The organism is Streptomyces sp. NPDC058086 (assembly GCF_042885015.1).
Taxonomy (GTDB): Bacteria; Actinomycetota; Actinomycetes; order Streptomycetales; family Streptomycetaceae; genus Streptomyces.
Window position 1 is genome coordinate 1 of record NZ_JBHVST010000116.1, and the last position, 18,964, is coordinate 18,964.

Sequence of the window (18,964 nt, forward strand, 5' to 3'; positions counted from 1 at the left end):
CCTGGGCGCAGGGGCGCAGCCCCGTGCCCCAGGGGCGCGGGGAACTGCGCGACCGGCCCCCACCCACCCGCAGCCGAAGAACCCACCCGGGGGGCCTGGGGGCGGCGCCCCCGGGGATGGGACGGGTAGGGGCGGCGGGGGCGAGAGACCCGGGGCGGGTTCGGCTCCGTAGACTGGCAGCGTGAGTGAGCTCCCCCCGCACGACAGCAGCGAGTCAGACGAGCCGGATCCCAGCGACCCGCACGGTCTCTTCGACGAGATCATCGCGGCCGAGACCGACCGCGACCCCGACCTCGCGGTGATCGAGGCCGGCAGCCGCACCCTGCGCGCCCAGGGCGCCGACGCGGGCCGACAGGCCGACGTGCCCGCGCGCCCGGCCGACCCCGAGGTCGACAAGGCGCTGCGCGAGGTGGAGGCCGAGCTCGCCGGCCGCTGGGGCGAGACCAAGCTGGAGCCCTCCGTCAGCCGGATCGCCGCGCTGATGGACGTCCTGGGCGAGCCCCAGCGCGCGTACCCCTCGATCCACATCACGGGCACGAACGGCAAGACCTCCACCGCCCGCATGATCGAGGCCCTTCTCGGCGCCTTCGAGCTGCGCACCGGCCGGTACACCAGCCCCCACGTCCAGTCGATCACCGAGCGGATCAGCCTCGACGGCGCCCCGATCCCCGCCGAGCGGTTCATCGAGACGTACAACGACATCAAGCCGTACATCGAGATGGTCGACGCACAGCAGGAGTACCGGCTGTCGTTCTTCGAGGTGCTCACCGGCATGGCGTACGCCGCCTTCGCCGACGCCCCCGTCGACGTCGCCGTCGTCGAGGTCGGCATGGGCGGCAGCTGGGACGCCACCAACGTGATCGACGGGGACGTCGCCGTCGTCACCCCCATCGACCTCGACCACACCGACCGGCTCGGCGAGACGCCCGGCGAGATCGCCACCGAGAAGGCCGGCATCATCAAGCAGGACGCGACCGTGATCCTGGCTCAGCAGCCGGTGGACGCGGCCCAGGTGCTGCTGAAGAAGGCCGTGGAAGTCGACGCGACCGTGGCCCGGGAGGGCCTGGAGTTCGGGGTCGTCGCCCGGCAGGTCGCCGTCGGCGGGCAGCTCGTCACACTGCGCGGGCTCGGCGGTGAGTACGAGGAGATCTTCCTGCCGCTGCACGGCCCCTACCAGGCGCACAACGCCGCCGTGGCGCTCGCCGCGGTCGAGGCGTTCTTCGGCGTCGGCGCGGCGCACTCCCAGCGGCTCGACATCGACACCGTGCGCAAGGCCTTCGTCTCCGTCACCGCGCCGGGCCGCCTGGAGGTCGTACGGCGCTCGCCGACCGTCGTCCTGGACGCCGCGCACAACCCGGCGGGCGCCCGTGCCACCGCCGAGGCCGTGGGCGAGGCCTTCGACTTCAGCCGGCTGATCGGCGTCGTCGGCGCGAGCGGCGACAAGAACGTGCGGGGGCTGCTCGAAGCCTTCGAGCCGATCTTCGCCGAGGTCGTGATCACCCAGAACTCCAGCCATCGCGCGATGGACGCCGACGAGCTCGCCGGTATCGCCGTCGAGATCTTCGGCGACGAGCGGGTGCAGGTGGAGCCGCGGCTCGACGACGCGATCGAGGCGGCGATCACGCTGGCCGAGGAGGAGGGCGAGTACGCGGGCGGCGGCGTTCTCGTGACCGGCTCCGTCATCACCGTCGGCGAGGCCCGACTGCTCCTGAGGAGGGGCTGACCGCTGTGCGTACGCTCTGTGCTTCCACTCTGATCGGCGAGTTCTTCGTCATCGGCTTCGCCGGGCTCGTCGCCATGAAGGATCCCGATCTGTCCCTGGCCACGGTGTGGACGGTCAGCGGGATCTTCATGGCGGTGAGTGTGCTGCTCTGCGGGATGATCACCCGGCCCGGGGGTGTCCAGCTCGGCTGGGCCCTGCAGATCGCGCTGATCGCCAGCGGGTTCGTCGTGGGGTCGATGTTCTTCCTGGGGGCGATCTTCGCCGCGCTGTGGTGGGCCTCGGTGCACTACGGGCGGAAGATCGACGAGGCCAAGGCGAGGTTCGCTGCGCAGGCGGAGGCGGGCGGGAACCCGGCGTAGGCTTTTTCGCCCTGCGCAACCAGCCCCCGCCCGCCCGCAGTTGAAGAACCCCGAAGAGCCCCGAGGAACCCCGAACGCCCCGCCCACCTGACTCTGCGTAACACCCACCCAGACACGCCCTGTAGCCTCGGTCACCCGCACACTTGTGACCCGAAGGAGCCACCACCGTGAGCCAGCGCACCCTCGTCCTCCTCAAGCCCGACGCCGTCCGTCGCGGCCTGACCGGCGAGATCATCAGCCGCATCGAGCGCAAGGCCGGCTGGCAGATCACCGCGCTGGAGCTGCGCACGCTGGACCAGGACACGCTGGAGCAGCACTACGGCGAGCACAAGGGCAAGCCGTTCTACGAGCCGCTGGTGGAGTTCATGGCGTCCGGCCCGGTCGTGGCGCTGGTCGTCGAGGGCGAGCGGGTCATCGAGGGCGTGCGCGCGCTCGCCGGCCCCACCGACCCCATCGCCGCCGCCCCCGGTTCCATCCGCGGCGACTACGGTGTGATCGTCCGCGAGAACCTGATCCACGCCTCCGACTCCGAGGAGTCCGCCGAGCGCGAGCTGAAGATCTTCTTCCCCGGCCGCGTCTGACACCTCCTCGCAGTCGCGTCCGAGTCACTTCCCGGACACTTCCGAGTCGCGCCCCAGCCGCTGTCCAAGTCGCGTTGACGCCGCACAGACATCACGATTCCAAGATGTTCTTGTAACGGCTTGCAAAGGCTTGTAAAGGACTTACGTCCCGGCCCGATGCCTGATCAGGGACGGCCGTGGAAATTCCGGCCGTCCCGCGGCATATGCGTGCCGATCGGGGGAACGCGTGCCCCCGTTGGGCCGTCTCCACAAGCGGGGCGGCGCCACGCATGCTGACAATGGCGAAGACCCTCGCGCAGTGTTCGTGCAGGCGCGTCTACGATGGAGACCTTCACGTCACTGCACCCACCTCGCCGTTCCTAAAAAGCCGTCAAAGCTCCGCTTGGGAAGGCCAGACGAATCCTGATGGGGAACTCAATGTCGTTCATCGGCCGTGACATGGCTGTCGACCTCGGGACCGCCAACACGCTGGTGTACGTCAGGGGCCGCGGGATCGTACTCAACGAGCCGTCCGTCGTCGCGATCAACACCAACACCGGTGGCATCCTCGCGGTCGGCTCGGAGGCGAAGAAGATGATCGGGCGGACCCCCGGCAACATCGTTGCCGTGCGTCCGCTGAAGGACGGTGTCATCGCCGACTTCGAGATCACCGAGCGCATGCTCCGGTACTTCATCCTGAAGATCCACAAGCGGCGCTATCTCGCCCGTCCCCGTGTCGTCGTCTGTGTGCCGTCGGGCATCACGGGTGTCGAGCGCCGTGCCGTCATCGAGGCGTCGTCCCAGGCCGGCGCTCGCCAGGTGCACATCATCGAGGAGCCCATGGCCGCGGCCATCGGCTCCGGCCTGCCGGTCCACGAGGCCACCGGCAACATGGTGGTGGACATCGGCGGCGGCACCACGGAGGTCGCGGTCATCTCGCTCGGCGGCATCGTCACCGCCCAGTCCATCCGCGTCGCGGGCGACGAGTTGGACAACGCGATCATCCAGCACATCAAGAAGGAGTACAGCCTCCTCCTCGGTGAGCGCACCGCCGAACAGATCAAGATCACGATCGGTTCGGCGTACGACCTGGACAACGACGAGCACACCGAGATCCGCGGCCGGGATCTCGTCTCCGGGCTTCCCAAGACCGTTGTCATCTCAGCGGCCGAGGTGCGCAAGGCGATCGAGGAACCGGTCAACGCGATCGTCGACGCCGTGAAGACGACGCTCGACAAGTGCCCGCCGGAGCTGTCGGGTGACGTGATGGACCGCGGAATCGTACTGACGGGCGGCGGGGCGCTGCTGCGCGGCCTCGACGAGCGCCTGCGCCGCGAGACCGGTATGCCGATCCACATCGCCGAGGACCCGCTGGACAGCGTGGCGCTCGGCTCCGGCAAGTGCGTCGAGGAATTCGAGGCGCTCCAGCAGGTTCTGGACGCCCAGCCGCGCAGATGAGGTAACTCTTCGATTCCGCCGTACGGGATGATCGCTTCTCGTACGGCGGATCGTTGATATTGAGGCATAAGCTCCCCCATAACACCCTTGGGCGTCAGCACTCGCTCGGGGTGCGTTCCTGTTGACACCGACGAGGAAGGCACGGCCGCCGCACGTGAGGGACACACGAGAGAGCCGGCTGCTCCTGGTGCTGCTGATCGCCATCGCGTTCGCTCTGATCACGGTGGACATCCGTGGTGGACAGGACTCACCGGTCCAGGGTGCCCGCCAGGCCGCCGCGACGGTCTTCGGCCCGATCGAGAACGGGGTGTCCTCCGCGGTCGACCCCGTCGGCAACGCGATCGCCGCGGTCCGAGACTCGGACAGCCGACACGATCGCATCGCCCAACTCGAGCACGACAACACGGCGCTGAAGGCCAAGCTCGGCAGTGACGACCGCAATCGCAGCCGTCTCGGCCAGCTCGACAAGATGCTGAAGATGGCCGGCGCCGGGCAGTACGGCATCAAGGGCGCCCAGGTCATCGCCATAGGAGCCGCCCAGGGCTTCTCCTGGACCGTGACCATCGACGTCGGCAGCAACGACGGTATCCAGCGCGACATGACGGTCCTGAACGGCGACGGGCTCGTCGGCCGCGTCACCACCGTCGGTCCGGACACCGCCACGGTGCTGCTCGCCAACGACCCCGATTTCACCGTCGGTACGCGGATGGAGTCCAGCGACGAGCTCGGATTCGCCTCCGGTCAGGGCGACCGCCCGCTGCGGGTGGAGATGCTCAACGGCAAGGCGAAGATCAAGAAGGGGGACCGGCTGGTCACCTTCGGCTCGCAGGCCGACAAGCCCTTCGTGCCCGGCGTCCCGGTCGGCGTGGTCTCCCGTGTCGATCCGTCGGGCGGCGACCTGACCCGCACGATCTACGTCACGCCGTACGTCTCGTTCTCTAAGCTCGACATCGTCGGTGTCGTCGTTGAGGCCCCCCGCAAGGACCCACGTGACACGGTGCTGCCGGCCAAGCCCAAACCGACGCCCACGCCGACCGTGACCGTGACGGTCACCCCCTCGGCGTCCGAGCCCGTCACCGGCCAGACGCCGTAGGAGCTGAATCCCCATGCGTTTCAATCGGATGCTGCTCTCCGCCACCCTGGTGGTGGTCGCCCTGGTGATCCAGGTGAGCGTCCTCGCCCGTCTCCATCTCCCGGGCGCCGTCCCGGACCTCGTCCTGCTCACCGTGCTGGCCCTCGCCATGGTCTACGGCCACGTCGGCGGCGCCCTCATCGGCTTCGCCGCCGGTCTGCTCGCCGACCTCGCCCCGCCCGCCGACCACGCAGCCGGGCGCTACGCCCTCGTGCTGTGCGTCATCGGCTACCTCGCGGGGCTGGCGAAGCCGGAGAGCGGCCAGCTCAAGTCGGCGACCGGCCCAATGGCCGTGGTCGTCGCCGCCGCGATCGGCTCCACCCTGCTGTACGCCGGTGTCGGCGCCCTCGTCGGCGACACCGCCGCCCGCCATGTGGGCCTGGGCAGCCTGCTGTTCACGGCCGCCCTGTACGACCTGCTGCTCGCGCCGTTCGTGGTGCCGGGGCTGATGGCCCTGGCCCGGCGCTCAGAGGGCAATTCGCTCGCCGAGAGCAACAGTGTCAAGGCCGCCGACGTCTCCTCGGGCTGGCTGGCCTCCGGCACCGGCCTGCGCATCGGCAGCCAGCGCGGCCACCGGGTCAAGGCCGCCCGGGCGCGCGTCGCCCGCGCGGGGCGCATCAAGGGGGTCAAGCGCCTGTGAGGGCAAGACAGTTGTCCGACCCCGGGGTCGAGGCCTCCAGGTTCGCCGTGTACTCGTATGACTCGTACGCATGTGGCGCCCCGTACGCACATGGCTCGCGCGCCCGTGTCCCGTACCCACTCTGAGAGGGGGAGGCAGCACCAGTGACCAACATTCCCGAGACCGGCAGGACCCCACGGGTACAGATCCGACTCGTCGTCATCCAGATCCTCGTCCTCTCCCTCCTCGGCACCCTCGGCGGCCGCCTCTGGTACCTCCAGATCCGCAACGGCCAGGAGTACGCCAAGGAAGCCTCCGGCAACCACGTCCAGCAGGTCGTCCAGCCCGCCGTACGCGGCTCGATCCTCGACGCGCGCGGAGTGCCGATCGCCGACAACGAGACCCGGCTCGTGGTCTCCGCCTCGCGCACCGACCTGATGAAGATGAAGGACGACGGCAAGGCGGTCCTGACGAAGCTGGCCGACGTGCTGGACGTGAAGCCCGAGGACGTCATCCAGAAGGTCCGGCTGTGTGACGCGAAGACGCCGCAGCCCTGCTGGAACGGCTCCCCGTACCAGCCCATCCCCATCACCGACGAGGCCACCGCCAAGCAGGCTCTGCAGATCCGCGAGCGCTCCGAGGACTTCCCCGGCATCAGCGCCGAGCCCGAGGCCGTACGCCGCTATGCCGCCCCCGGCAAGGCCAACACCGCTCAGGTCCTCGGCTATCTGTCGCCCGTCACGGACGCCGAGATCACCCAGGCCAAGGACAGCAGCTCGCCCTACCTCCGCTCCGACCAGGTCGGCCGCTCCGGCCTCGAGCGCCAGTACGACAAGGAGTTGCGCGGCAAGGCAGGCGTCACCCGTTACGAGGTCGACAACCTCGGCCGCGTGATCGGCAAGGCCAAGAGCGACGCGGCCCAGTCCGGCTCCAACCTCGTCACCAGCATCGACTCCCGCGTCCAGCGGGTCGCCGAGTACGAGCTGGACACGGCGATGAAGACCGCCCGCCAGCAGTTCGACAAGATCACCGGTGAGAACTACAAGGCCGACTCGGGCGCCGTCGTGGTGATGGAGGCCAAGACCGGCCGGATCGTCGCCATGGCGTCCGCCCCGACGTACGACCCGAACGCCTGGGTCGGCGGCATCTCCGCCAAGGACTACAAGGCCCTCACCGGGAAGAACTCCGACTACCCGCTGCTCAACAGGGCCATACAGGGTCAGTCCGCGCCCGGTTCGACCTTCAAGGTGGTCTCCACGGCCGCCGCGGTCGAGGCCGGCTACGAGTGGGACGGCGGCTACCCCTGCACCAGCTCGTACTCGGTGGGCGGCCAGGTCTTCAAGAACTTCGAGGGCGAGAACTTCGGCCCCATCTCGCTCGGCCGGGCCCTCGAGGTCTCCTGCGACACCGTCTTCTACGGCCTCGCGGACAACGAGTGGAAGAAGGACGGCGGCATCAACCCCAAGAAGGGGGAGCCGAAGGACTACTTCTTCAAGGCCGCGCACCAGTTCGGCCTCGGCAAGGAGACCGGCGTCGACCTGCCCAACGAGGTCACCGGCCGCGTCCCGGACCGCCAGTGGAAGCAGAGCTACTGGAAGGCCAACAAGGACGTCTGGTGCAAGACCGGCAAGAAGGACGGCGACTACGTCCAGAAGATCGCGTACGAGAACTGCCTCGAGGGCAACAAGATGCGCGAGGGCGACGAGATCAACTACTCCATCGGTCAGGGCGACACCCTTGTCACCCCGATCCAGGAGGCCATGATCTACGGGGCGCTCGCCAACGGCGGCACCATCCACGCGCCGACCATCGGCAAGGCGATCGTCAGCGCCGACGGCAAGACCGTCCAGGAGATCAAGCCCAAGGTCAGCGGCAAGCTCCCGATCAGCAAGGACACGCTCCAGGGCATGAACTCGGCCCTCGAAGGCGTCGTCACCCGCGGTACCGCCGCCTGGAAGTTCGGCGGCTGGCCGCAGGACAAGATCACGCTGCACGCCAAGACCGGTACCGCCGAGGTCTACGGCAAGCAGACCACGTCCTGGTTCGCCACGTACACCAAGGACTACACGGTCGTCATGACCATCGCCCAGGCCGGTACGGGTTCCGGCGCCTCCGGTGAGGCCGTGCGCAACATCTACAACGCGCTCTACGGCGTCCAGGCCGACGGTTCCATCGACAACTCGAAGGCCCTCCTCCCCACCCCCCAGAAGGGCCTCCCGAAGATCCAGACGGACGGTTCGATCGACACTCCGGAGATCTCCAAGGACCCGGTCAAGGACCTCCAGGCCAGCGAGTCGCCCTCGCCCGGGGCCACCGACCAGCAGCTGCCCGCGGGCACCACGCCGTCCCCGACGGCCAGTAACCGGAACACCCGAAGGCGTACGGACCGTCCGAAGAAGCGGCGGGGGACGAGGATCCTGACATGACCGGAGCGAACAACTTCTCCGTCTCCGGCTACGGCCCGGCCCGCGGCGGGATGTCACGACTCCTCGCCCGTGACTCCCTGGCCCGCCGCCTCGACTGGCCGATACTGCTCTCGGCCATGGCGCTCTCCCTGATCGGCTCGGCCCTCGTCTACTCGGCGACCCGCAACCGCACCGAGATCAACCAGGGCGACCCGTACTACTTCCTCATCCGCAACCTCATGAACACCGGCATCGGCTTCGGCCTGATGGTCGGCACGATCTGGCTGGGCCACCGCACCCTGCGCACGGCGGTCCCGATCCTGTACGGCCTCTCGGTCTTCATGCTCCTGCTGGTGCTGACCCCGCTCGGCGCGACGATCAACGGCCAGCGCAACTGGCTCGTCGCGGGCGGTCTGTCGCTCCAGCCCGCCGAGTTCATCAAGATCACGATCATCCTGGGCATGGCGATGCTGCTGGCCACCCGGGTGGACGCGGGCGACAAGCAGTACCCCGACCACCGCACGGTGCTGCAGGCGCTGGGCCTCGCGGCCGTCCCGATGATGGTCGTGCTGCTCATGCCCGACCTGGGCACGATCATGGTCGCGGTCATCATCGTGCTCGGCGTGCTCCTCGCCTCCGGCGCGTCGAACCGCTGGGTCTTCGGCCTGTTGGGCGCGGGGGCGCTGGGCGCGGTGGCGATCTGGCAGCTCAAGATCCTCGACGAGTACCAGATCAACCGCTTCGCCGCCTTCGCCAACCCCGACCTCGACCCGGCAGGCGTCGGCTACAACACCAACCAGGCCCGTATCGCCATCGGCTCCGGCGGCCTCTTCGGCACGGGCCTGGGCCACGGCTCCCAGACCACGGGCCAGTTCGTCCCGGAACAGCAGACGGACTTCGTCTTCACGGTCGCGGGCGAGGAACTGGGCTTCGTGGGCGCCGGCCTGATCATCCTCCTGCTGGGCGTCGTCCTGTGGCGGGCCTGCCGCATCGCCCGCGAGACCACCGAGCTGTACGGCACGATCGTCGCCGCCGGCATCATCGCCTGGTTCGCCTTCCAGGCCTTCGAGAACATCGGCATGACCCTCGGCATCATGCCGGTCGCGGGCCTTCCCCTGCCCTTCGTCTCCTACGGCGGTTCGTCGATGTTCGCGGTGTGGGTGGCGGTGGGGTTGTTGCAGTCGATCAGAGTCCAGCGCCCCATGTCGGCGTAGGCCTCCGGCGGTTGGGCGGGAGGGGCGCGTGGTCGGCGGGGGTTCCTTGTCTGCGGGCGCGTGGGGGCTGGTCGCGCAGTTCCCCGCGCCCCTGAAACTGGGGCTTCGCCCCTGACTCCGGTTGGTTCTTCGGCTGTGGGTGCGTGGGGGCTGGTTGCGCAGTTCCCCGTGCCCCTGAATCGGGGCTTCGCCCCTGACTCCGGTTGGTTCTTCGGCTGTGGGTGCGTGGGGCTGGTCGCGCAGTTCCCCGTGCCCCTGAAAGCAGCCTTGGGTGCCCGGTGTTCGAGGGGGTGCCGGATCCAGCCCCGCCCTTACCCGTCCCGGCCGGTCACGCCACTCACTCCGGCTCACATCTTTCAGGCCGTCCGATGCTTGCGGACGAGGCGGCCGTTGCCCCCACCCACCCCGGCCCGGAGCCTCAGCCTGGCCGGTGCTTGAGGGCGAGGCCGGAGGCCGTGCCCCCGCTTACCCCCACGTCCAACCCACCCACCCCGGTGCGCCTCTTCAGCCCGTCCGGCGTTTGAGGACGAGCCCTTCGGGCGATGCGGGGGTCCAGGGGGCGCAGCGCCCGTGGCGGGGTCTGGGGCGGAGCGCCTGGGGATGATGGGGTCCCCCCTGCTCGAGCGAAGCCGAGAGCTTGGGGGAGGGCAGGGGCGGCGGGGGCGAGATCCGGTCGTTCCCGGAGGTCCCGGCAGGGGCTGGTACTGCCATCCCGGCCCGACAGCCACTAGATTCAGTTCATGGCGGACACCAAGCGCGAAATCGAGCGAAAGTACGAGGGTCCCCCGGCCGGCGGCGACGCGCCACTCCCGGACCTGACCGACGTCCCGGGAGTCTCGGGCGTCATCGACAAGGGCGTAGCCGAACTGGACGCCACCTACTACGACACGGCCGACCAGCGGCTCGCCACCGCCTCCCTCACCCTCCGCCGCCGCACCGGCGGCGACGACGCGGGCTGGCACCTCAAACTCCCCGTCTCCGAGGGCGTCCGCGACGAAATCCGCGCCCCCCTCTCCGACACCATCCCCGAAGACCTGACCGCCCTCGTCCGCTCCCGCATCCGCGAGGCCGAACTGGTCCCCGTCGTACGTCTCCTGTCGGCCCGCGACGTCCGCCACCTCGTCGACGCCTCCGGCACCCTCCTGGCCGAGGTCAGCGTCGACCGCGTCCGCGCGGAGCGCCTCAGCGGCGGCGCGGGCAGCGCGGAATGGACCGAGATCGAGGTGGAACTCGCCGACGACGGCGATCCCGCCTTCCTCGACAAGGTCGAGAAGAAGCTCCGCAAGGCGGGCCTCACACGCTCCGCCTCCGCGTCCAAACTGGCCAAGGCACTCGACGACACGGCCCCCCGGAAGTCCGCGAAGCCGGAGAAGCCGGAGAAGGCCGAGAAGACAGGCAAGGCCGGGAAGGCCGACAAGGCGGGGAAGGCCGACAAGGTCGCTGACGCGTCGACGGCGGCGGCGACGGCCGCGAAGCCAGAACCCCCCGATTGGGCCCCGCGCACCGCCGGCGACCACGTTCTCGCCTACGTCCGCGCCCAGCGCGACGCGATCGTCGAGCTGGACCCCGCCGTCCGCCGCGACGTGCCCGACTCCGTGCACCGTATGCGCGTCGCCACCCGCCGCCTCCGCAGCACCTTCCGCTCGTACGGCAAGATCCTCGACCGCACCGTCACCGACCCGACCGGCGTCGAGCTGAAGTGGCTCGCCGCCGAGCTGGGCGTCGACCGCGACCAGGAGGTCCTCACCGAGCACCTGACGGCGGCGCTCGACGACCTCCCGTCCGAACTGGTCACGGGCCCCGTCCAGGCCCGTGTGAGCACCTGGTCGGGGGCCCGCCGCTCCGGCTCCAGGCAACGCCTGATCGCCGTACTGGACGGCAAGCGCTACCTGGACCTGCTGACGACGCTGGACACCCTGGTGGCCGGCCCGCCCCTGCTGGAGGCGGCCTCGAAGAAGCCCGAGAAAGTGATCGCCAAGGCCGTACGGAAGGATTTCAAGAAGGTCGCCGACCTGGTCGGCGAGGCTCTGGAGCTGCCGCCCGGCTCCGAGCGCGACCTGGCGATGCACGACGCCCGCAAGAAGGCCAAGCGCACGCGCTACGCGGCCGAGGCGGCCACCCCCGCCCTCGGTGAGCCCGCCGCCGACCTGGTCAAGTCGATGAAGTCCCTGCAGACGCTGCTGGGCGACCACCAGGACAGCGTGATGGTCCGCGGGGCCCTGCGGGAGCTGGCGGCAGAGGCGCACGGGGCGGGCGAGAACGCGTTCACGTACGGGGTGCTGTACGGCCGCGCGGAGCAGCGCGCGGCGGCGGTGGAGGCCGCGCTGCCGGGGGAGTGGGAGGCGATGGAGGACAAGGGTGCCGTCTGAGGCGTACGGGGGCCGGTCCCGGCCGCGTTAGTCTGGATGGTCACCCCCGTCAGTACCTCCCAGCACACGAAGGTTCGCGAGATGCCTGCCGAAGCCGCTGTATCGGTGTTTCCACAGCTCGAAGCTCTGCTCCCGCATGTGCAGAAGCCGATCCAGTACGTCGGCGGAGAGCTCAACTCCACGGTCAAGCCCTGGGAGGCCTGTGACGTCCGCTGGGCGCTGATGTACCCGGACGCCTACGAGGTCGGACTGCCCAACCAGGGCGTCATGATCCTTTACGAGGTACTGAACGAGCGTGAGGGCGTCCTCGCCGAGCGCACGTACAGCGTCTGGCCGGACCTGGAAGAGCTGATGCGTGAGCACCGGGTCCCCCAGTTCACGGTGGACAGCCACCGCCCGGTGAAGGCCTTCGACGTCTTCGGTCTGTCCTTCTCCACGGAGCTGGGCTACACGAACATGCTGACGGCCCTGGACCTGGCCGGGATCCCGCTGGAGTCCAAGGACCGTACGCTCGAGGACCCGATCGTCCTGGCCGGCGGCCACGCGGCGTTCAACCCCGAGCCGATCGCCGACTTCATCGACGCGGCGATCATCGGTGACGGCGAGCAGGCCGTGCTCGACATGACGGAGATCATCCGGGCCTGGAAGGCGGAGGGACGCCCGGGCGGCCGCGAGGAGGTCCTCTTCCGCCTGGCGAAGACGGGCAACGTCTACATCCCGGCGTTCTACGACGTCGAGTACCTCTCCGACGGCCGTATCGCCCGTGTCGTGCCCAACAAGTCGGGCGTCCCGTGGCGTGTGTCCAAGCACACGGTCATGGACCTGGACGAGTGGCCGTACCCCAAGCAGCCGCTGGTCCCGCTGGCCGAGACGGTCCACGAGCGGATGTCGGTGGAGATCTTCCGCGGCTGTACGCGCGGCTGCCGCTTCTGCCAGGCGGGCATGATCACCCGCCCGGTGCGCGAGCGCTCGATCACGGGCATCGGCGAGATGGTGGAGAAGGGCCTGAAGGCGACGGGCTTCGAGGAGGTCGGCCTGCTGTCCCTCTCCTCCGCCGACCACTCGGAGATCGGCGACATCGCCAAGGGCCTGGCCGACCGTTACGAGGAGGACAAGATCGGCCTGTCCCTCCCCTCGACCCGTGTGGACGCCTTCAACGTCGACCTGGCGAACGAGCTGACGAGGAACGGCCGTCGCTCCGGTCTGACCTTCGCGCCGGAGGGCGGCTCCGAGCGCATGCGTAAGGTCATCAACAAGATGATCTCGGAGGAGGACCTCATCCGGACCGTCTCCACGGCGTACGGCAACGGCTGGCGCCAGGTGAAGCTGTACTTCATGTGCGGCCTGCCGACGGAGACGGACGAGGACGTCCTGCAGATCGCCGACATGGCGATGAAGGTGATCGCCGAGGGCCGCAAGGTCTCCGGACAGAACGACATCCGGTGCACGGTGTCGATCGGCGGCTTCGTCCCCAAGCCGCACACCCCCTTCCAGTGGGCGCCCCAGCTCTCCGCCGAGGAGACGGACGCCCGCCTGGAGAAGCTCCGCGACAAGATCCGCGGCGACAAGAAGTACGGCCGCTCCATCGGCTTCCGCTACCACGACGGCAAGCCCGGCATCGTCGAGGGCCTGCTCTCCCGCGGTGACCGCCGCATCGGCGCCGTCATCCGTGCGGTCTACGAGGACGGCGGCCGCTTCGACGGCTGGCGCGAGCACTTCTCGTACGACCGCTGGATGGCCTGCGCCGAGAAGACCCTCCCCGCCTTCGGCGTGGACGTCGACTGGTACACCACCCGCGAGAAGACCTACGAGGAGGTCCTCCCCTGGGACCACCTCGACTCCGGCCTCGACAAGGACTGGCTCTGGGAGGACTGGCAGGACGCCCTCGACGAGACGGAGGTCGAGGACTGCCGCTGGACCCCGTGCTTCGACTGCGGTGTCTGCCCGCAGATGGACACCAGCATCCAGATCGGCCCGACGGGCAAGAAGCTGCTGCCTCTGACGGTCAAGAATGCTGGTCCGACGCCTGCGTCGAGTGAGCACGCGCACTGAGGCGAGCGAGGCACTCGATCGGGTGATTGAGGCTCTGGCTGGGGCGAGCGAGGACGAGGTGGCTGCCGCGCTGTCTTCGGCCGGCGCTTCGCGCTCTCGCCCGTCTGCGCCGACGGTGTCCCCCCGGACGCCGTTGCCGGAGCCTGGAAACGTTGCGGGGATTTTCTCCGAGGTGGAGTGGGTCTGAGGGCGGTCCGGTGCTGTCCCGCGGACTCAGACCATTTGAGCCCCCTTCCTTGGTTGGGAGGGGGCTCGTTGGCATTCGCCGGCGTCTGTGGCCGTGGCTTGATCGACGGTGGACGGATAGGGCAAGCGCCTCATTCCAGTGGGACGGAACTTTCCCCACTTCGACTGCGCGGCTTTACGCAGCCACTTTGGCGCGAGCCTCGCGCTCGACCGACCGGAGATAGCATCCTGGCGCTGCTCGACGGAGATAGTGCTACGGCTCTGGAGTAGCTTCGGTGTTGAGTGCTTGTTCGGCCCAGATGGTCTTGCCCTGGTTGGTGTAGCGCACACCCCAGCGCTGCGCGCAGTTGGCCACGAGGAACAAGCCGCGTCCTCCTTCGTCGGTGGCACTCGCCCGGCGGATGTGCGGAGAGGTGCTGCTGCCGTCGGACACCTCGCAGATCAGGATCCGGTCGTAGATCAACCGCAGCTGCATCGGCTCACGGCCGTAGCGGATGGCGTTGGTGACGAGTTCGCTTGCAATCAGCTCCGTGGTGAAGTCAAGGTTCGCCAGGTCCCACTGATCGAGCTGTTGCAGAACGAGGGAGCGAAAGCCGGCGACGGCGGCTGGGTCCCCTGGCAGCTCCCAGGTGACCACTCGGTCGCCGCTGAGCGCGCGTGTCCGAACGACCAGGAGCGCCAGATCGTCCTCAGTCGCCAGGAGAGGCGTCACGGTGTCGACGGTGACCCGCCAGGCGTCCTTGATCGACGGGCCGCTTTGACGCATGGCTCTGCTGAGTAGCCCAGCTATGGCATCGTCCGTGCGGCATGCCCGCACCAGACCGCCGGTGTAGAAGAGGAGGGTGCTGCCTTCGGCGAGCTCAAGGTCGAGCGACTCGAAGACGGGCTCGCCCATGCCCAGGGGTCTGTTGCTTGGGAGCTCGGGGACGTGGACAGATCCGTCCGGATCGGCGACCGCGGGCGGGGGGTGTCCAGCGCTCGCCATGACGCACCGGCGCGCGATGGGGTCATACACCGCGTAGAGATACGTCGCGCCGACCAATCGTTCCACAAACGACAGAGACCATTTGTTGCCCTGGCCTGCGGTAAAGCGCGACACGATGTCGTCCAGCCGAGCAAGCACTTCCTCAGGTGCGAGATCCAGCTCCGCCAGGGCGCGGACGGCGGCGCCGATCAGTCCGATGCACACGGTGGCCTGCATGCCGGAGGCTGGGACATCGGAGACCACAAGAGCGACACGCGCACTGGATAGCGGGATCACGTCAGCCCAGGAGCCGTTCACACCCGTGCCGCCACGCGCGGGTACGTACGAGCGAGTGACCCAAGCCGCGCTGTGGTCAGGTGCATCAGCGGGCTCCATGCGACTTCTCAGGGCACCCGCTGCGATGCGCTCGCGGTGGTGAAGCCAGTCCTGGACCGCCGTCGGCAGCGAAACGGCAGTCACCAGGATCACCGTCCCCTCGCTGCCAGGTACGACCGATGTCACGGGACAGGCCGCGAGTGTGACGGGCACAGAATGACCCTGCCGATGCGTGAGGACGGCAGTAGGCCCGGGGGTACCAGCCTCAAAGGCTGACGACAGCTGCTGGGGAGCGTCCCACGGGATTACTGGCCAAAGCTCAGCGACCGGCCGGCCTACGACCTCAGCCGTCTCGTAGCCCAACAGACGCTCGGCCGTCGGACTCCACGCGGACACCAGTCCTCGGGCGTCCACCACGAACGCAGCCGGGCCGCCTGAGAAGTCCGAGGTACGGACGGACGATGCCCCATGCAGGGTGCCCATCTTACCGACCTCGTTGTGCGAGGGAACTCGTACAACTGTGACGATACGCCGTTGCCGGGTTCGGCACCTTTCCACGAGCTCTGGCGCCTTTCCGCCGGTTCTGTTCGGCCCCACTCAGACAGCGAATCCGAGCGAGGCCGGCGGAGTCCCAGTAGGCGAGGCAAGTCAGCTGCACATCGCGCTCTCCCCCAGCTGTCGGACGCGGCTCAGCCCAGGTAGAAGTCCCTGCGGGCGGCCACGAACGCCTCGATCGACTGGGCAGGGATGCCCGTCACGCGCTCGACGCCGTCGGTCGTGCGGTCATAACGGTTGTCCCGGTGCAGCTGGGCCATGGTGGCGACGTGCTGTTCAAGGTGGGGCGGCATCCCCAGCTTCGGGAGCTGTGCCTCCCACCTCTCCGGCGGCACGTCCACGTAGGACACGGGACGGCCCAGCGCCCGAGAGAATTCCGCGGCCAGCTCCGTCATGTCGACCGAGCGCGGCCCGGTCAGCTCGTAGACCTGCCCGATGTGCTGAGCCGGATCGCGGAGCACGGTGGCAACGGCCCGGGCGACGTCGTCCACGGCGACCGGCGAGGTGCGTCCGGTGCCGAAGGGCAGCGCGATCGTGCCGTTCTCCTGAATCGACCGCGCCGCCATCGCGGTGAACAGCGGAGTGTCCAGGAACGCCGTGGGTCGGATGTGCACCGCGGGCAGGCCGGACCAGTTCAGTACCTCCTCCGCCAGCCAGTGCAGCCGCTGCTGGTGCGACTCCTCGGTGCTGGTGGCGGTCATCTCGGACACCGTCATCTGCGACAGGCCGACCAGGGCCTCCAGCTTCCCGTACTCCCTCGCAACAGAGGCCACCACGGTCGCCGCCAGCAGGTGGTCCGGCGATACGCGCATCGCGAAGTACATCCGCGCCACGCCTTGCAGTGCGGCCGCTACCGTCTCGGGCCGGGTCAGGTCACCGATGACGACCTCCGCGCCGAGCGCCCGCAGCTCAGCCGCACGCTCGTCCTCGCGACGGACCATGAAACGCACCGGCACATCCTGAGCACGCAGGTGCTCGAAGACGGTGCGGCCCACGCCACCGGCACCGGGGATAAGAACAAGGTTGTTGGGATTCATCAGTCGGTCTCCTTCGGAGTAATGGAATATCTGAGGTGAGGCGTGATCAGGGCGCCAGTGGAGCTGTCAGCAATGCGTTGGCATGGCGGTGTCACCGCTGATCCGGGTGGCGATTTCACAGGGGTCTCCGGTGCTCTCGGTGGGGCGTCCCCGGCAGCCGGTCGCCTCCGGTGTCTCGCGGAGATGTTTCGTGATCACCCTTGGGCCCCTACGGTCTGGCGTTCGGGCTCATCACCGCCGGCGACCACGGCGGCGGCCTTGCGCGGCAGGAAGAGAAGCACGACGACCGCGCCGACCAGGGCGACGGCAGCCGACCCTATTGCGGTGATGTGCATGGCATGGATGAAGGCGTCATGCGCGGGCTGCACCAGCGCCTTGCCGGTCGGTCCCAGCTTCTCGGCAACGGACAGGGTCGCCTCGACGGATTCACCTGCGGCCTGCCGGTCGGAGGCGGGCAGCACGCCCAGGTGGCCGTCGATGCCGCTGCGGTAGGTGGCGGACAGCAACGCCCCCAGAACGGCGACCCCCAAGGCCCCACCGACCTGCCGGAAGGTGTTGTTGACCGCGGATCCAGAGCCGGCCTTCTCCCGCGGCAACGACGACATGATCATGACGGTGGCGGGCGGCATCACATGCGCCATCCCGGTACCCATCAGGAAGAACAGCACCTCCAGCACCCAGATGGGAGTGTCCTGGCCGAGCAGCAGGAAGCCGGCGAAGGCCACGGCGGTCAGGACGAGGCCCGTGGCACACACGGCTCGGCCACCGAAGCGGTTGACGACCAGCCGGGCCCGCGGGGCGAAGAACATCTGGGAGGCGGCCAGCGGCAGCACGAGCAGACCGGACTGCAGGACGCTGTAGCCCCGCACGCTCTGGTTGTAGAAGACGCTGAAGAACGTAACGCCGGTGAGAGCGAAGAAAACCAGGCCGATGGCGGCGACGGACGCGGAGAACCGCCGATTGCGGAACCATGTGACGTCGAGGGCCGGATGGTCGCTGCTGCGCTCGTAGACGACGAAGACCCCGAGGACCGCCAGGCCGGCAACGATCGGGCCCCAGGACTGGGCCCCAGTGAAGCCGCCCTCCTGGCCGCCCTTGATGATGCCGTAGATCAGCGAGACCAGTGCCAGGATCGAGAGCACGACGCCGACCGGGTCGAGCTTGCCGGGCTTGGGGTTCTTCGATTCGGGGACGATCGCCACCATCGCGACCGCCGCGACGACCACGATGGGCACGTTGACCAGGAAGACCGAGCCCCACCAGAAGTGCTGCAGCAGGATGCCGCCGGTAATGGGGCCGAGGGCGATGGCGAAACCGACCACACTGGTCCAGATGCCGATGGCCTTGGGCTGCTCATCGCGCTCGAAGACGTTCATGATGATCGCGAGAGTGGCGGGCAGGATGAAGGCGCCGCCGAAGCCCATCACAGCGCGGAAGGCGATGAGCTGCCCGGAGGAGTCCGACAGCGCCGACAGCGCGGATCCCGCACCGAACACCAGCATGCCGAAAAGCAGCACCTTCTTCCGGCCGAGCCGGTCACCGAGCAGACCCGCAGTGAAGAGCAGTCCGGCGAAGACGAGCGTGTAGGAGTTGATCGCCCACTCCAGCTGGCTCTGGGTGGAGCCGAGTCCGGTGGGAGCGGGCTGAGCGATGGTCTTGGTGGCCACGTTGAGGATCGAGTTGTCCAGCATCACCACCAAGAGGCTGAAACAGAGCACGGTCAGGATGGCCCAGCGCCGGCGGTGGACCGCCTCGGAAACGGTTCTTCGCTGGGCAGGCGGCACGGGTGGCGTGGACTCCGCGGGCGTCGTGGACTCGGCGGGCGTGGGTGGTGATGCCACAGTGGGTCTCCAGTGCTGTCGGTGGTACTGCGAATGCGGGGGGCGGAGGCTGTCGGCCTCAGACGGTGGGAGGCGGCGCAAGGCCCGGCTTGACCAGCCGGGTGATCTCATCGACACCAAATAGATGTCGATAGCAATCTAAACGGAGGCTAGG

13 protein-coding genes and 1 pseudogene are annotated in these 18,964 nt (G+C 68.7%); 10 read left to right on the forward strand and 4 right to left on the reverse strand.

Annotated features, from left to right (window positions below; genetic code table 11):
• Positions 1–181: 181 nt before the first annotated feature.
• The 10 genes from ACFVWD_RS48460 (at position 182) to ACFVWD_RS48505 (ending at position 13,891) form a co-directional block, all read left to right on the forward strand.
• Positions 182–1,723 (forward strand): bifunctional folylpolyglutamate synthase/dihydrofolate synthase, encoded by a 1,542-nt coding sequence (locus ACFVWD_RS48460; protein WP_389604804.1) that lies wholly within the window; start codon positions 182–184, stop codon positions 1,721–1,723.
• Positions 1,724–1,728: 5 nt separating this feature from the next.
• Positions 1,729–2,082 carry a DUF4233 domain-containing protein gene (locus ACFVWD_RS48465; RefSeq protein ID WP_385388845.1) on the forward strand — a complete coding sequence of 118 codons (354 nt, stop codon included), beginning with the start codon at positions 1,729–1,731 and terminating at the stop codon, positions 2,080–2,082.
• 167 nt (positions 2,083–2,249) lie between these two features.
• Positions 2,250–2,663, forward strand: coding sequence for a nucleoside-diphosphate kinase (ndk, locus tag ACFVWD_RS48470; RefSeq protein ID WP_054231901.1), 414 nt, complete (start codon positions 2,250–2,252; stop codon positions 2,661–2,663).
• A gap of 417 nt (positions 2,664–3,080) precedes the next feature.
• Complete coding sequence (locus ACFVWD_RS48475) at positions 3,081–4,100, forward strand: rod shape-determining protein (RefSeq protein WP_355492528.1); 1,020 nt, start codon at positions 3,081–3,083, stop codon at positions 4,098–4,100.
• Between the two features lie 154 nt (positions 4,101–4,254).
• Positions 4,255–5,193: a rod shape-determining protein MreC gene (mreC, locus tag ACFVWD_RS48480; protein WP_389604805.1), complete on the forward strand. Its 939-nt coding sequence runs from the start codon at positions 4,255–4,257 to the stop codon at positions 5,191–5,193.
• Between the two features lie 13 nt (positions 5,194–5,206).
• A complete protein-coding gene (gene mreD / locus ACFVWD_RS48485; RefSeq protein ID WP_389604806.1) occupies positions 5,207–5,872 on the forward strand; it encodes a rod shape-determining protein MreD in 666 nt (221 codons plus the stop codon).
• Between the two features lie 143 nt (positions 5,873–6,015).
• A complete protein-coding gene (gene mrdA / locus ACFVWD_RS48490; RefSeq protein ID WP_389604808.1) occupies positions 6,016–8,277 on the forward strand; it encodes a penicillin-binding protein 2 in 2,262 nt (753 codons plus the stop codon).
• A complete protein-coding gene (rodA, locus tag ACFVWD_RS48495) occupies positions 8,274–9,470 on the forward strand; it encodes a rod shape-determining protein RodA (protein ID WP_389604810.1) in 1,197 nt (398 codons plus the stop codon). The genes mrdA and rodA overlap by 4 nt, the downstream gene beginning before the upstream one ends.
• 740 nt (positions 9,471–10,210) lie before the next feature.
• Complete coding sequence (locus ACFVWD_RS48500) at positions 10,211–11,839, forward strand: CHAD domain-containing protein (RefSeq protein WP_389604811.1); 1,629 nt, start codon at positions 10,211–10,213, stop codon at positions 11,837–11,839.
• Positions 11,840–11,920: 81 nt separating this feature from the next.
• Entirely contained in the window at positions 11,921–13,891 is a 1,971-nt protein-coding gene (locus ACFVWD_RS48505; protein WP_389604813.1) for a TIGR03960 family B12-binding radical SAM protein, read from the forward strand.
• 439 nt (positions 13,892–14,330) lie between these two features.
• Here the strand turns inward: ACFVWD_RS48505 and ACFVWD_RS48510 are convergent, their stop codons facing one another.
• The 4 genes and pseudogenes from ACFVWD_RS48510 to ACFVWD_RS48525 all read right to left on the reverse strand — a co-directional run bounded on the left by ACFVWD_RS48510 (position 14,331) and on the right by ACFVWD_RS48525 (position 18,810).
• Positions 14,331–15,530, reverse strand: a complete 1,200-nt coding sequence (locus ACFVWD_RS48510) for a SpoIIE family protein phosphatase (protein WP_389604826.1) — start codon at positions 15,528–15,530, stop codon at positions 14,331–14,333.
• 30 nt (positions 15,531–15,560) lie between these two features.
• Positions 15,561–15,860 (reverse strand): annotated as a pseudogene (locus ACFVWD_RS48515) (PAS domain-containing protein); the annotation flags it as partial.
• Between the two features lie 206 nt (positions 15,861–16,066).
• Entirely contained in the window at positions 16,067–16,969 is a 903-nt protein-coding gene (locus ACFVWD_RS48520; RefSeq protein WP_389604815.1) for an NmrA family NAD(P)-binding protein, read from the reverse strand.
• A 194-nt stretch (positions 16,970–17,163) separates the two neighbouring features.
• Positions 17,164–18,810 (reverse strand): MFS transporter, encoded by a 1,647-nt coding sequence (locus ACFVWD_RS48525; protein ID WP_389604816.1) that lies wholly within the window; start codon positions 18,808–18,810, stop codon positions 17,164–17,166.
• Positions 18,811–18,964 lie beyond the last annotated feature (154 nt).